The sequence below is a fragment of the Clostridioides sp. ZZV15-6597 genome (assembly GCF_020657815.1).
GTDB lineage: Bacteria > Bacillota > Clostridia > Peptostreptococcales > Peptostreptococcaceae > Clostridioides.
The window spans coordinates 1-12,328 of the sequence record NZ_JAGWCT010000116.1 but is presented as its reverse complement, the minus strand read 5'-3'; the positions used below and the strand labels follow the sequence as shown (position 1 = coordinate 12,328).

Here is a 12,328-nt window from a genome sequence, read left to right as displayed (position 1 = left end):
ATACAATACAAGTAAAATTAGTTTGACTAAAATATATAATTCTATTATCAATTTCAATGATGAAGTAGAAAAAGAAGCAACTATATGTATTAAAGAGAATAGTAAGGAATTGTACTTAAATCTAAAATTTATAGAAAATATAAAAAAACAACTAGATATATTTAATAATGATGATAATGCAAAAAAATTAAGAAATATATCTAGAATAATATCAGATAAAACAAGAAAAACACTTAATATAAAAATAAATAAGAATGGAAAAATATTTGATATAAAAATAAAGAATAATTCATATTTTACATATTTTAATGGACATATATCTTATACAGATATATATAACAAAGAAAAGAGAGAAAAATTTCTATATGAGATAAGAAAAAATGATATATATACAGAAAATATATATTTTAAAGAAATAATAGAAATATCATTTAATAGAAACCTATTATATAAAAGATAAGAAATATATATATACATTAATAATATATTGTATTTAAAACTAAAGATATGATTTAAATGCAATACATTATATAGATTCTAGGGGGAGTTTATTATGATTAAATATTATAGAGAAAAATGTAATAGTATTTTTAAAGCTATACTTGAGAGTTTTGAAGTATCAGGATATTTAAAAGGAGAGGAGCTTAATAACTATATATATGAACTTGTAAGAATTGATTTCCAAAAAAAAGAAAATAAAGAAGAATATTATAATTTTATTTTGAATAAATTGACAAAAGATAAAACTTATCTTGAATTTTTAAATAATAATGTAAAGATTTGTCCTTATTGTGGTATTGTAAAGCCTTTATCAAGCTTTTATTCTTCTTTATCCAAAAATAAACACTCTTCACGATGTAAGATTTGTAGCCCAAAAGCATTAAAGCATTACCGAGAAGAAAGATATAAAAATTTAGATGCTGAAGGGAGAAGGATGCTTTTATATACAAATAGGAGTTATAACGCAAAGTACTATATATCAAAGAAGATTGAAAGAAATTTGACTGAAAGTGAAATATTAAAAATAAGAGAATTAATTATTCATAAAAATATGACACCAAACTCTATATTGAATTCTGGAATTATAAAAATAGCTAATAAGATATAAATAATAAATAAGATATTTAATATTTATTAATATGATTATTATTTACTATATAAGATATAAGCTTAGATATATGTATATACAGTAAATATTATATATATATTAAATTAATATATATATATGAGAGGAGAATAATATGTTTGATTCAGGTATACCATTTAAAGTTGGAATAATAAATAAAAATATATTAACAAATAATGGTTTTTATACAGTTAAAAATAGAAAAGATTTTAATAAAAATACAATAGAGATAAAAGTAATTAAAGGTTATGTAGGAAATGAATATCTAAAAATAACAGAGAATGTACAAGCTACACAAATAAAGATATTTTATAGAAGTATTTTAGATGGAGAATATTTTGTTAAGTCTAAAGAAATTACTTTGTATAAAGATAATTTTTATAAAGAAGATGGGAAAATAAGAAAAAGATTGTCCAAGGAAATATTAAATGCATTAGAAGAATTTGAGGCTGTTAATTGTTAGAGGTGGTAACTATGAATAATGAATTAAAGAAAGGACAAATTGTATATTTGAAATGCAGTGAATATAATCATGAGTTTAGAAATAAGAACCATATTATTGGCATTATAGTAAATAAAACAGATGAATATATTGAAGTTAGTATTGAAGAAGTTAAAGGTATTTGTAGATTTTACAATGATACATTAGAAGAAATAAGTATGCTTAATCCTCAATATTATTTATATACATCTAAAGAGATTGGATGAGTTTAGCACAAATAAAATAAATTTCTTAAGTTTGGGGGAGAAAAAATGAGTAAAATAACTAACTTACAAGCAATTAAAAAATTTGATGAAATACTAAGGACATGGAATGGATTGCCAGACCATGTATACACAATAGAATACAAGAGAGCGTTTATTACTTGGTTAGAAAAGTATAAAAATAGAACATTACATAATTATCATATAGTTGAAATCTTTAATAATGAAAAGAATTTTGAAGCTGCTCCTTTTTGGAGTTAAGTAATTATATTAATAAACGAGGGGGTAATGTATGGGAAATTACTCATATAAAACAAATAAAAAGTTGTTTAGCTTTAGCTTTATAAATAATACAGATGAAAAATTTAGTAATAAAGAGATTTTCAATTTATCACATTATATTCTTCTAGAGAAGGTACTGAGTTTTATGAAAAAAAGAGGATTTAATATTTCTAATAATAACGATATGAAATTTAATAGCTTATCTAAAAAAAATATTATTCTTAAACAGCTATCTAATCCAAACAATAAATATTGTACTTTTATAGACTACTATATAAAAGATAAAGAAAAGTTTTTGCATCATATAATTTCAGAATATAGTAAAGAAGACAAAAGAGGAGTATATGGAATAAAAGGAGACTTAGAGTTTATTGCAACTGTATTTAGAACTGGATTTCTAATTCAGTTTTTTCAAAGTAATAATTTAAATAATAAAGAAGATAATTATTATTTTGAGTTTGATAGAGCTTCTTATCTAACAAGACTTATGTACATAAATGAAACAAATAAAATAGCTGAATTTATAGAAAATCTTGTTCCTGAAGCTATATATATTGTAGATATAGATTTTAAATTAGCTGTTAACAGAATTAAATATGATTATGCAATGTCAGAGTACCATTTACAAAATGATATATGTTTTGATTTAGAAGAACTTGATGGAACTACATGTGACAACAATTTAAATAATATTGATAGAGATAATAAAACTATTTTTAATGGTGATATAAAATACTTTAGATATAATGGAAGACTTCAAAGAGTAAAAGTCTATCATAATATTGATAATATTTGGTGGGGAATTTTAAATAATACTGAATGTGTAAATATTAAAGCTTCTGAATTATTCAATCCTACAAAAGAGGAATTTAAGTGTAGAAGGTATATATGTGGAAACTATAGATTATAAAGTATCCTAAGTTGGTGTAAAGAAAAAATAATATACTACATATTTTTTATTAAAAATGTAATAGAAATTCTAAAATAAAAGGATGGTGTTACTAGATGGTAATAGAAAAATTTATAATACATGTTTTGGATAAAAATAGTGATGTTCCAGTATTGAATGATTTTGAAGGAAGAATAAATCAAGATATGGAGATATTTTTTACAAGAGCAATAAAAAAGGTTTTAAGGGATGATAGTTTAAGAAAAGGTATTTTTAAAGACTATAATGATAATTTAATAAAAAAATGTTGTGAACAAATTATTTATGACAGAGAATCATTCATAGACAATTCAAAGGAAATAGCATCATATCTATTTGAGATTATGTCACTAGCTCCAGACATAGATTCTTGCGATTTAGCAATTTGCTTATACTCAACAAAAGGCGAAACTAATGTAGCCATATTAAAGCTAGATTACAAAAGGTTATATAATCATTCAATAAACTATACTGATGATAAATTTAATATCCAAATGACTCCAAATGAGGTTGCTATTTCAGAGGTTGTGAGTCATAAACAAGCAGCAGTGATAGGTATAAGTGGAATAAATGATGAATATCATCTAATGCTTTTGGATAAAGAAGCTGAAAAAGAAAATTTAGAATCAAAATTTGTTACAGATTTTTTAAGTGCAGAAAGAGTATACGATGATAAATATAAAACAAAAATGTTTAAAAATACAGTTGAAAATTGGATAACTAATGCTCTTAATGATGATATAAAAAAAGCAGAAGATTTAAGAAGTATCTTAAATTATGAGTTAAAAGAAAAAAACAATATAGATATTGATGTTTTTATTGAAAATCATATAGATGATAAAGAGTTAAAAGAAAGTTTAAAAGACCATTTAGAGGAAAAGGATGTAGATAAAAGCTTTGAAGTTGATAAAAAATGGATAGAGAAAAAACTTAAAAAAAGAAACATAAAAACAGATAATGGATTTGAATTAAAAGGAAATCTATCAGATTTTGAAGACCCAATGAAATATGGAATAACAAATAATCCAGATGGAACTATAAATGTAGTTCTTAAGAATGTAAGCTTTTTTTCTTAAATAATATAGATTTCATATAAAACCAAAAGAACCAAACCCATATTTAGTATGGTTCTTTTGGTTAGTTTAAAGAATTTAAATCAATTAGGGAGAAATTAAATGATAAAATACCCTTTTACTTATAAAGATATTAAGAATAATGAGGTTTATGAAACTATTGGAATAAGTTTACCAATTAAACAACATAAATTACAACAAATATATGATAAAAATTTAGAAAGAAATATATGTAAGTGTGAATTTATTTCAAATATAGCAATATATAAAGACAAAAAAAATAATTATTATCATGATAAAGAAGAAAATTCAAGTAAGTTAGTTATATATACAAATACAATTAACTCTAATTATATATTAGCAATGGATTTAAAGAAATTCACTTATATGATTGATAAAAAAACAAATAATATAAATCCTTTTTCTTCGTCTATAGGTTTACTTGATAACATTGTAACCTTGATACTTTCGTTTTTAATAATCTTCATCATGTGGAGAATTATATTTGGAATATAGGAGTTATAATATGAAAAATACAGTAAGAAATGGTTTTCTTTATAAAAATATTAATAATGAAAATAAATGTGTGACTATAGGAACAAGTATTCCTGTTGACAAATTTAAACTACAAAGTATATATGATGAAAATATGAAAAATGAGGTTTATAAATATAGCTCTTTTTATGTTAAATATGAATCAAATTTTTCTAAACTCAATATATACAAAGATATTAAAGGTAAATTATATCATGATAAAGAACAAAATCCTGAACAATTAGTTATATATAAAAACCTGTATGATTCTTTAGGAGCATTTGCTATATCAATAAAGAAATTTATTTCATCAAATGAAATGTTTACTCCAGCAAAAAATATAGAAGCTTTAAAACTTATATTTGCTTCGATATTTCTTCTTACTGTTACAGTGGTTTCTATTCTTATACTAGTTATTAAGTATCAAATATAAGGAGGTAAAATGAGTGATATAGTAAAAACCGATTATATATATCAAGATGGAATGTATAAAAGATATAAAGTGGTAGGAATAAGTTTACCAGTTGAAAATGATAAATTACAAGACATTCATAATGAAAATACAAGACAATCAATATGCAAAGATAAACATTTTAAAGCTTTAAATAAATCTAATGAATTGTACACATTAATATATAAAAATGAAGAAGGTAACTTATATCATGGTAAAGAGCAAGGACCTGAAAAATTAATTATATATGAAGAATGTGGAAGTAATAATCCTGTATTATTTCTAATGTCAATAAATGACTTTATTTCAAGTAAACAAGAATATATGTCAGCGAAAAACTCTGAATATGTAGATATAGTATGTGTTGTAATGATTTTATTACTTTTTTTAGTGGTTCCTATATATTTATTATTTACAATTTAAAAATATAGTAAGCGAATTATTTAAATAATTGAAATTAAGAAAGGAATATTGATATGTTTTTTTCAAAATGTAAAATATGGGATGAAGATAAAAAAATTATGTATGAGCATGACCAAATACCCTTAGGAGCTAATAGAAAATGTATATTATTCTATACAGATAGATATGACTCTAAAGGTAAAGAAGCATGTATGGGAGATATATTAAAAAGTAAGTATGCAGGATTTGGAATAATTGAATTTGGAGAATATCATCAACCATGTGGAAATAAGCATCTTGGCTTTTATGTAAAACCTTTAAATAGTGAATATATAAGAAAAGATTTAATTTATTGGCTTGATAAAAGTGAAATTATAGGAAATAAGTATGAAAATAAAAATCTACTAAATATGCAAATCATAATATAAGGAGTAGTTATGTATAAATACACACTAATTGTATCTAGATATTATTATTCTTGTCATACATTTATTGTTAAATTTGATAAGAATAGTTTTACAGAAAGTTATTTAAATTTTGCTAAAGAATTATATACATATATAAAAGGAGAAGATTATATAAAAAAAATAGATTTAAGTGTTTTTAATAGTGAACATATAAAAAGAAAATACATAATAAAAGATGTTCATTCAGAGCTATATATTATTAGTTCACCATATATAGATTATTTCAGATGTGTATCAGAAGAATATCAAAGAAAGGCATTAGTATTAAAAAGTTTTGATGTTAATAAAAAAATACAAAAGATAATTTCTAATAATCATTCTTACAATAGAATAGAAGAAATAGTTAATAAGTACTTTACTATAAGGTATAAAAATGATGGAAAAGATATACATAAAACTTTAAGGGGGATTTGATTTTATTGAAAGTAGGATTAATTGATGTTGATGGACATAATTTTCCAAATTTACCACTCATGAAATTATCGTCATGGCATAAACAACAAGGAAATAGTATTGAATGGTACCAACCTCTATTCTCAACAAATATAGATACAGTATATATGAGTAAAGTATTTACAAATTCCAAAGATTATATTTGGAATATAAAAGCTAAAAAGATTATAAAAGGTGGGACAGGTTACTATTATCCATCTGGAGGAGAAAGCTTAGATAATAAAATAGAGCATCAATATCCTGACTATAGTTTATATAACATAAAGGATACATCATATGGATTTTTAACACGAGGATGTCCTCGAAAATGTTCATTTTGTATTGTTTCAGAAAAAGAGGGTATAAGAGCTAAAAAGGTTGCAGATATAGATGAGTTTTGGAATGGTCAAAGAAAGATAAAATTATTAGATGCTAATTTATTAGCTTCTAAAGAACATCTAGAGTTATTGGAGCAGTTAATTTATACAAAAGCATATGTAGACTTCTCACAAGGTCTAGATGCTAGGCTATTGACTGAAGAGAATATAGAAAAAATAAAAAGAATTAAGATAGATAGGATTCATTTTGCTTGGGATTTCATGGGAGAGACTGATAAAATAATTCCTAAATTAAAATGGTTTAAAAAAGAAACTAACTTTGGATATGAAAAGCTTAAAGTGTATGTATTAGTTAATTATAATACTACAATGGAAGAAAACTTATATAGAGTTTATAAGTTAAAAGAACTAGGATATGACCCATTCATAATGATATATGACAAAGATAACTCTGATAAAGAAATTAGAAAATTACAACGATGGGTTAATAATAAAATAATTTTTAGAAGTTGCTCAAGATTTGAACAATATAAAGGGGGAATATATGAATCAAATTAATGTTAATTTAGCTTTAAAAAAATTTGATGAACTACTAAGTGATTATGATAATTTACCTACTTATGTTTATACAACTGAATATAAGTATAAATTTTATTACTGGATAAGAGAGCTTTATGAAAAGGATTGCTTAAAAAGTAGTTTAATAATTGAGCTTTTAAATTTAGAAGAAGATATAAAAATGAAATCAATAAATCATAATAAAAGCTTTAATTAAAACTAAGGAGATTGCTATGAAGAATATATTTAATTTTAAAAACAAAAAAAATCATGATGAACCTAATAAAAATTTAGGTATGGATTTAGAATCAGCAAAAACTAAAGTTGATTTAAGAAAAAAAGCTATAAGCAATATATGTTTAACAAAAAAAGAGTTCAATGGAATAAATAATGTTAAATTTAATGTCATTGTAGTAATTGATGCTTCTGGTTCAACTTCAAACTTGTATATAAATGGCACAATTCAAAATGTTATTAATAGATTACTACCAATGGCTCTTAAATTTGATGATGATGGGGAGCTAAAGCTTTATTTGTTTAATCATAAATTTTTTAAAGAAAAAAATGTAACTATGGATAATTTTTTTAATTATGTTAAAGAAAATGATTTATACAATAAGTATGTATATGGAGGAACTAATTATTCTCCAATCATGAAAGATGTTATTAATTTTACAATGAATATTGAAAAGAATAACAATCCAACATATGTGATTTTTATTACAGATGGAGACAACTCTGATAAAGAAGAAGCTAAAAAAATAATAATAGAAGCTTCTGATAAACCTATCTTTTGGCAATTTGTAGGTGTCGGAAATGAAAGGTTTAAATTTCTAGAGTTATTAGATAATATACCAGGAAGAGTAATAGACAATGCTAATTTTTTCTCTTTGAAAGATATAAATGAAATATCAGATACAGAATTGTATGAAAATGTTATGAAAGAGTTACCTATTTGGCTCAAAGAAGCTAAGGATAAGAAAATATTAACATTATAATAAGGGAGATTAAAAGATATGTATGATAAAGGTAATAAAATTACATTAGATTGTATTCACTGTGAAGGTATAGAAGAACAAGAGTTTGCAGAATACTTTTATGTTAATGAGGAAAATAGAACAAAAGAAAGATGGAAATGTTGTAATTGTGGTGAAATTAATGATATTTATCAATTAAAAGATATAAAAAACTAAAGTTTTAATTTTAGCACCTAAAGGGAGGGAAAGAGTTTGCGATTTGAAATAGGAAAAACATATGTATTTGATAAACAAAAATATTTGGATAGACAAAATAATATATATACTATTTTGGGAATCAATTCTCTTAAGAATATGAATAATTATTGGATGAAATCAGTTGATGGGATTGAATTTACAATAAGCGAAAATGACCTAGATAAAAGGAGCTATAGCTTTAAAGAATCTGAAGAAGGTTATCCATATTCTGTTTCTCCAAACTGGTGTATAGAAGTTAGTAAAATGACAATTTAATAACTTTAGTGAATTAAAGATAAAGTTTTTTAATATATGGAGGATAAAATGCAAAATCCATTAATTGATTATAAATTAAAAAGAGCAAAAGAGATTTATGATAAAGGAGAAAACATTTTTATTGCTATTGATAAAGCTTATAAAGAATTTGAATCTGTTAATAAGTACAAAGATGAAAAACAAAAGAATAATAAAGGATGACTAATTATGAATGACAGGGAAGAGATATTAGAAGGGGTAATTGATTGTATAAGTATACTATGTGATAAAACTAATATATGTATCATATCAGAAGACTCTAGAGTTAAGATATTGGATTTAGAAACTAATAATAAATATAATTTATTGAGAAGCAGAGATGATAAAAATGACAAATTTTGAAAAAGTAAAAAATATTAATGTAAAAGAATTGTCTGAATTATTATGTAAGATAGATTTTTATTGTGACTGTTATAATTGTAAAAATGAAATGTGTTTAAACCAAGATGTATGTTTCATAAAAGCCGAAAATTGGTTAAATAGCGAGGTAGAGAGATGATAAATTATTCAAGAATCAATTATATAGTTGGGAGAGCAAAGACATTTTATGATTCTAATAAAAGTATAGATGATTCTATTAGTAAAGCTGAAGGTGAATATGAAGATATATTAAATGGAAAAATTGATTTTTTACTTAAAATGAATGAAATAGATTTTGTTGAATGGGTTAACTTCCAAATACAATAAAGGGTAGTTAAAAGTTGACCTATAAAGAAAAATATACAACTATCAGAAATAAAAGGCATTATCAGATAGTTGATATATTAAAAAACTATTTAGTAAAAAACTGGAGGGAATATTAATGCTTTTGAATCTAGCGGTTAGTAAATCAAATGATTTATCTAAAGAAAAATTAAATGTACTTAAATATAGTGCAAATTTTATGGATGAGTTTAATCTAGAAGATGAAAAAGAAAAAGAAGAATTTATAGAAATTGGACTAAGAATATGTCAATCAGTTTTTAAAGTTCTAAAAACACAAGGTCTAGAAAAAGATGTAGAAGATGCTATGAATAGAGATAGTTATAATTTAAAGGATGATAGATTTGAATAGATTAATAAATAGGTTAAAAAAAATAAAAGAGCTTTTTGTTTCAAAGAAAAAAATAGATGGATATGAATTATTTCATAAATATATGTCTGAAGATGATTATAAATATTTAATAGAAAGAATTAAAAATAAATAAAGATAACTTTAAGATTAAAAAAGGATAATAACTTTATTTGTAAAGGGGGGGGACGATATCAGTGAAAATATTGATTTAATTAGTCAATTTGTTGAAACATTAGATACTAGCGAAAATGTAAAAAATATATTAAAAAATCTATTATCTCTAGAAGACGAAAGCCAGGAAATATTAAGAGATTTTATTGTTATGAATTGCATGGCAAATGATGAAATAAAAATATGTATTGATTCTATTTTAAAAATTGATAAAGGATTTAAAAATGAGGAGTGAAGAAATAAAGACGTTAAAAATTTGTTATTTAAGAGCTATATTAAATTTAAAACAGGGATTTAAAAAAGGACGTGATTATAGTGGGTAAAGGAGTAAAAGAGACAATGGATTTTAGAAAAAGGACTATTTGGTGTAGAGTAATATCAGGTATGACATGGATTTTTTTAGGGCTTTCATTTAAATATTCTATTTTTAATATTCCTTTTGTAATTTTTCTATTATTAGAAATACCTTTTATATTTAAAAAACCAAAAGATTCAGAGAAAATTGAAGATGAGTTTTTCGAGAATTTAAGACAAGCAGATAGTGTTACATTTGACCTATTAAAGTTAACATTAGCAATTTTTCTTTTAGTTTTTGCAGTATTAAAGATATTTGGAATATTAAAAGTATCTTTAGTAGATATTGAAATGATTATTGCTGTTTTGTTAGGATGTATTAATATATTTCATATACTTATTCTTATGTGTTATGAAAAAGATAGTTCTTGCATAGAAGAATGTAAATGTGTTTCTGAAGATGAATAACAACAAAATGAGATAAATATTAATCTGAATTAATTGCTAAATAAAACTAAGCTTCAGGTACACTTGCTGCATGTGTATCTGAAACAAGAATATTAAAAGGTAAAAAGTATAATAGATAAATATAATAAATAATCAAGATAAGTTTATAACAGTAATTAAATGTTTATAAACTTATTTTGATTATAAAAGAAAAATTAAAGAGGTTTAGTAATATCAAGTGAAATCATGTACTTATACTAATTTTGGAGTGGTAAAAATGAAAAAAATTTTTACATGTGTCAAAGGAAGCAAATCGTTTTATGAAGAAAAATTAAAACATCTAAAAAAATTGTTGACATATTTTTTTCCAATTCGATTTTTTATTTTTATAGTTATATACATATTAGTTACATTTATAGTCATATATCTTATGGAAGGAAAAACCTTAGATGGAAACATAACTATAAATGAACTAAATTATATTAAACAAATAGAACTTTTGTTAATACATAATATGTCTTTAGCAGTATTTTCATGTGTATTGCTAGTACTTGTAGGAGTATTATTTTTAATAAAATATATGTTAGAGTGTAAAGTTAAAAATCAAAAGAGGTAAATTCCCTCGAAAAAATTAACATGGTATAATATAATTAATAGAAGAACAACTAATAGAGAGGGAATTTAAATGAATGATATAATATTAAATGAAATATATAAAATAAGAGAAGAAATGCTCATATTATCTATAAATAAGTATGAAGAAAAGCTCAATAGCTTATTTAAAAAGTTAAATTATTTAGAAATATCAAAAGAGGAAAAAGACTTTATAACTAGAATAATAGATGAGTTAAAAGATATGAAAAATACTATAGATATAGATATAGATTTAGAAAATACTTCTGAAGAAATAGAAAGTTCATTTCAAAACTATATCCCTGGGAAAAAACCCATTGCAATAAAAATAAAAGGTAAAAGACTTAATGTAGAGACTTGGCAAGATTTATTTGAGGGAACTGTTAACTATTTTGCTGAACTGGATAAAGAAAAATTTTTAAATGCAGTTGGAAATCATCCATACATATCAAGCACTAAAAATGAAAATTCTAGATATATAAAATCAGTAGGAGTATATTTAAAAGTACAAGGTTTAGGTAGTTTAAAAATTAAAAGGTTTTTGAACTTATTAACTAATAAATTTGATTTTGATATAGAAAGTGATATTAAATTAATATTTAAACCTTAAGAAAGCATAGCATCTAAATAATAGCTTTTTAAGCTTTTGAAACTTATAAGGCATACAAATGTATTAAAGAAAGTGAATAACACTTCTTAAGGGCATTTAAAAGGTTGTTTGAAACAGAAAATATGTTTGATACAAAAACCACTTGGATATAAAGTGGTTTTTTTATTTTGTATATAAATATGTGAATTTATAAATGAAAGTATAAATATAGATTTGAATATAGATAATAAAAAAAATATGTTGTTTAATATATGAATATATAATATTTTAAATAAATAATAAAATGATATATAA

Annotated in this window: 26 protein-coding genes; all 26 read left to right on the top strand. The window is 22.9% G+C overall.

Going from position 1 to position 12,328, the window contains the following annotated elements; genetic code table 11:
• A partial coding sequence (locus tag KGF52_RS18140; protein WP_227841145.1) for a hypothetical protein occupies positions 1 to 460 on the top strand: 460 nt, incomplete at its 5' end.
• A 93-nt stretch (positions 461 to 553) separates the two neighbouring features.
• Entirely contained in the window at positions 554 to 1,108 is a 555-nt protein-coding gene (locus tag KGF52_RS18135; RefSeq protein ID WP_227841144.1) for a hypothetical protein, read from the top strand.
• A 133-nt stretch (positions 1,109 to 1,241) separates the two neighbouring features.
• Complete coding sequence (locus KGF52_RS18130) at positions 1,242 to 1,589, top strand: hypothetical protein (protein WP_227841143.1); 348 nt, start codon at positions 1,242 to 1,244, stop codon at positions 1,587 to 1,589.
• An 11-nt stretch (positions 1,590 to 1,600) separates the two neighbouring features.
• Entirely contained in the window at positions 1,601 to 1,834 is a 234-nt protein-coding gene (locus KGF52_RS18125; protein ID WP_227841142.1) for a hypothetical protein, read from the top strand.
• Between the two features lie 45 nt (positions 1,835 to 1,879).
• Positions 1,880 to 2,092 carry a hypothetical protein gene (locus KGF52_RS18120; protein ID WP_227841141.1) on the top strand — a complete coding sequence of 71 codons (213 nt, stop codon included), beginning with the start codon at positions 1,880 to 1,882 and terminating at the stop codon, positions 2,090 to 2,092.
• 31 nt (positions 2,093 to 2,123) lie between these two features.
• The gene (locus tag KGF52_RS18115; RefSeq protein WP_227841140.1) at positions 2,124 to 3,023 is read left to right on the top strand and encodes a hypothetical protein; all 900 of its coding nucleotides are present in this window, start codon (positions 2,124 to 2,126) and stop codon (positions 3,021 to 3,023) included.
• 95 nt (positions 3,024 to 3,118) lie between these two features.
• On the top strand, positions 3,119 to 4,117 hold the full coding sequence (locus tag KGF52_RS18110; protein ID WP_227841139.1) for a nucleoid-associated protein: 999 nt from the start codon (positions 3,119 to 3,121) through the stop codon (positions 4,115 to 4,117).
• Between the two features lie 99 nt (positions 4,118 to 4,216).
• The gene (locus KGF52_RS18105; RefSeq protein WP_227841138.1) at positions 4,217 to 4,630 is read left to right on the top strand and encodes a hypothetical protein; all 414 of its coding nucleotides are present in this window, start codon (positions 4,217 to 4,219) and stop codon (positions 4,628 to 4,630) included.
• A gap of 10 nt (positions 4,631 to 4,640) precedes the next feature.
• Complete coding sequence (locus KGF52_RS18100; protein ID WP_227841137.1) at positions 4,641 to 5,081, top strand: hypothetical protein; 441 nt, start codon at positions 4,641 to 4,643, stop codon at positions 5,079 to 5,081.
• Positions 5,082 to 5,090: 9 nt separating this feature from the next.
• Positions 5,091 to 5,522, top strand: a complete 432-nt coding sequence (locus tag KGF52_RS18095) for a hypothetical protein (protein ID WP_227841136.1) — start codon at positions 5,091 to 5,093, stop codon at positions 5,520 to 5,522.
• Between the two features lie 53 nt (positions 5,523 to 5,575).
• On the top strand, positions 5,576 to 5,929 hold the full coding sequence (locus KGF52_RS18090) for a hypothetical protein (RefSeq protein WP_227841135.1): 354 nt from the start codon (positions 5,576 to 5,578) through the stop codon (positions 5,927 to 5,929).
• A 9-nt stretch (positions 5,930 to 5,938) separates the two neighbouring features.
• On the top strand, positions 5,939 to 6,382 hold the full coding sequence (locus KGF52_RS18085; protein WP_227841134.1) for a hypothetical protein: 444 nt from the start codon (positions 5,939 to 5,941) through the stop codon (positions 6,380 to 6,382).
• Between the two features lie 5 nt (positions 6,383 to 6,387).
• Positions 6,388 to 7,296 carry a radical SAM protein gene (locus KGF52_RS18080; RefSeq protein WP_227841133.1) on the top strand — a complete coding sequence of 303 codons (909 nt, stop codon included), beginning with the start codon at positions 6,388 to 6,390 and terminating at the stop codon, positions 7,294 to 7,296.
• Positions 7,283 to 7,513: a hypothetical protein gene (locus KGF52_RS18075; protein ID WP_107615045.1), complete on the top strand. Its 231-nt coding sequence runs from the start codon at positions 7,283 to 7,285 to the stop codon at positions 7,511 to 7,513. The genes KGF52_RS18080 and KGF52_RS18075 overlap by 14 nt, the downstream gene beginning before the upstream one ends.
• Positions 7,514 to 7,529: 16 nt before the next feature.
• Positions 7,530 to 8,294, top strand: coding sequence for a VWA domain-containing protein (locus KGF52_RS18070; RefSeq protein WP_227841132.1), 765 nt, complete (start codon positions 7,530 to 7,532; stop codon positions 8,292 to 8,294).
• Between the two features lie 18 nt (positions 8,295 to 8,312).
• Positions 8,313 to 8,489, top strand: a complete 177-nt coding sequence (locus KGF52_RS18065) for a hypothetical protein (protein ID WP_227841131.1) — start codon at positions 8,313 to 8,315, stop codon at positions 8,487 to 8,489.
• Between the two features lie 36 nt (positions 8,490 to 8,525).
• A complete protein-coding gene (locus KGF52_RS18060) occupies positions 8,526 to 8,786 on the top strand; it encodes a hypothetical protein (RefSeq protein ID WP_227841130.1) in 261 nt (86 codons plus the stop codon).
• 48 nt (positions 8,787 to 8,834) lie between these two features.
• On the top strand, positions 8,835 to 8,987 hold the full coding sequence (locus KGF52_RS18055) for a hypothetical protein (protein WP_227841129.1): 153 nt from the start codon (positions 8,835 to 8,837) through the stop codon (positions 8,985 to 8,987).
• A gap of 6 nt (positions 8,988 to 8,993) precedes the next feature.
• Complete coding sequence (locus tag KGF52_RS18050) at positions 8,994 to 9,167, top strand: hypothetical protein (RefSeq protein WP_227841128.1); 174 nt, start codon at positions 8,994 to 8,996, stop codon at positions 9,165 to 9,167.
• Positions 9,145 to 9,324, top strand: coding sequence for a hypothetical protein (locus KGF52_RS18045; protein WP_227841127.1), 180 nt, complete (start codon positions 9,145 to 9,147; stop codon positions 9,322 to 9,324). The genes KGF52_RS18050 and KGF52_RS18045 overlap by 23 nt, the downstream gene beginning before the upstream one ends.
• Positions 9,321 to 9,512, top strand: a complete 192-nt coding sequence (locus KGF52_RS18040) for a hypothetical protein (protein WP_227841126.1) — start codon at positions 9,321 to 9,323, stop codon at positions 9,510 to 9,512. The genes KGF52_RS18045 and KGF52_RS18040 overlap by 4 nt, the downstream gene beginning before the upstream one ends.
• Positions 9,513 to 9,627: 115 nt before the next feature.
• A complete protein-coding gene (locus tag KGF52_RS18035) occupies positions 9,628 to 9,879 on the top strand; it encodes a hypothetical protein (protein WP_227841125.1) in 252 nt (83 codons plus the stop codon).
• The gene (locus tag KGF52_RS18030) at positions 9,872 to 10,012 is read left to right on the top strand and encodes a hypothetical protein (protein WP_227841124.1); all 141 of its coding nucleotides are present in this window, start codon (positions 9,872 to 9,874) and stop codon (positions 10,010 to 10,012) included. Before KGF52_RS18035 ends, KGF52_RS18030 begins: the two co-directional genes overlap by 8 nt.
• Before the next feature lie 353 nt (positions 10,013 to 10,365).
• Complete coding sequence (locus tag KGF52_RS18025) at positions 10,366 to 10,812, top strand: hypothetical protein (protein ID WP_227841123.1); 447 nt, start codon at positions 10,366 to 10,368, stop codon at positions 10,810 to 10,812.
• A gap of 256 nt (positions 10,813 to 11,068) precedes the next feature.
• Positions 11,069 to 11,407 carry a hypothetical protein gene (locus tag KGF52_RS18020; RefSeq protein ID WP_227841122.1) on the top strand — a complete coding sequence of 113 codons (339 nt, stop codon included), beginning with the start codon at positions 11,069 to 11,071 and terminating at the stop codon, positions 11,405 to 11,407.
• 69 nt (positions 11,408 to 11,476) lie between these two features.
• Positions 11,477 to 12,034: a hypothetical protein gene (locus KGF52_RS18015; protein WP_227841121.1), complete on the top strand. Its 558-nt coding sequence runs from the start codon at positions 11,477 to 11,479 to the stop codon at positions 12,032 to 12,034.
• The last annotated feature ends 294 nt before the right edge of the window (positions 12,035 to 12,328 follow it).

What these genes read in the sequence shown, in the direction of transcription:
- KGF52_RS18135 (WP_227841144.1), top strand. Translation starts at nt 554, where the DNA reads ATGATTAAATATTATAGAGAAAAATGTAATAGTATTTTTAAAGCTATA.
- KGF52_RS18130 (WP_227841143.1), top strand. Translation starts at nt 1,242, where the DNA reads ATGTTTGATTCAGGTATACCATTTAAAGTTGGAATAATAAATAAAAAT.
- KGF52_RS18125 (WP_227841142.1), top strand. Translation starts at nt 1,601, where the DNA reads ATGAATAATGAATTAAAGAAAGGACAAATTGTATATTTGAAATGCAGT.
- KGF52_RS18120 (WP_227841141.1), top strand. Translation starts at nt 1,880, where the DNA reads ATGAGTAAAATAACTAACTTACAAGCAATTAAAAAATTTGATGAAATA.
- KGF52_RS18115 (WP_227841140.1), top strand. Translation starts at nt 2,124, where the DNA reads ATGGGAAATTACTCATATAAAACAAATAAAAAGTTGTTTAGCTTTAGC.
- KGF52_RS18110 (WP_227841139.1), top strand. Translation starts at nt 3,119, where the DNA reads ATGGTAATAGAAAAATTTATAATACATGTTTTGGATAAAAATAGTGAT.
- KGF52_RS18105 (WP_227841138.1), top strand. Translation starts at nt 4,217, where the DNA reads ATGATAAAATACCCTTTTACTTATAAAGATATTAAGAATAATGAGGTT.
- KGF52_RS18100 (WP_227841137.1), top strand. Translation starts at nt 4,641, where the DNA reads ATGAAAAATACAGTAAGAAATGGTTTTCTTTATAAAAATATTAATAAT.
- KGF52_RS18095 (WP_227841136.1), top strand. Translation starts at nt 5,091, where the DNA reads ATGAGTGATATAGTAAAAACCGATTATATATATCAAGATGGAATGTAT.
- KGF52_RS18090 (WP_227841135.1), top strand. Translation starts at nt 5,576, where the DNA reads ATGTTTTTTTCAAAATGTAAAATATGGGATGAAGATAAAAAAATTATG.
- KGF52_RS18085 (WP_227841134.1), top strand. Translation starts at nt 5,939, where the DNA reads ATGTATAAATACACACTAATTGTATCTAGATATTATTATTCTTGTCAT.
- KGF52_RS18075 (WP_107615045.1), top strand. Translation starts at nt 7,283, where the DNA reads ATGAATCAAATTAATGTTAATTTAGCTTTAAAAAAATTTGATGAACTA.
- KGF52_RS18070 (WP_227841132.1), top strand. Translation starts at nt 7,530, where the DNA reads ATGAAGAATATATTTAATTTTAAAAACAAAAAAAATCATGATGAACCT.
- KGF52_RS18065 (WP_227841131.1), top strand. Translation starts at nt 8,313, where the DNA reads ATGTATGATAAAGGTAATAAAATTACATTAGATTGTATTCACTGTGAA.
- KGF52_RS18055 (WP_227841129.1), top strand. Translation starts at nt 8,835, where the DNA reads ATGCAAAATCCATTAATTGATTATAAATTAAAAAGAGCAAAAGAGATT.
- KGF52_RS18050 (WP_227841128.1), top strand. Translation starts at nt 8,994, where the DNA reads ATGAATGACAGGGAAGAGATATTAGAAGGGGTAATTGATTGTATAAGT.
- KGF52_RS18045 (WP_227841127.1), top strand. Translation starts at nt 9,145, where the DNA reads ATGATAAAAATGACAAATTTTGAAAAAGTAAAAAATATTAATGTAAAA.
- KGF52_RS18040 (WP_227841126.1), top strand. Translation starts at nt 9,321, where the DNA reads ATGATAAATTATTCAAGAATCAATTATATAGTTGGGAGAGCAAAGACA.
- KGF52_RS18035 (WP_227841125.1), top strand. Translation starts at nt 9,628, where the DNA reads ATGCTTTTGAATCTAGCGGTTAGTAAATCAAATGATTTATCTAAAGAA.
- KGF52_RS18020 (WP_227841122.1), top strand. Translation starts at nt 11,069, where the DNA reads ATGAAAAAAATTTTTACATGTGTCAAAGGAAGCAAATCGTTTTATGAA.
- KGF52_RS18015 (WP_227841121.1), top strand. Translation starts at nt 11,477, where the DNA reads ATGAATGATATAATATTAAATGAAATATATAAAATAAGAGAAGAAATG.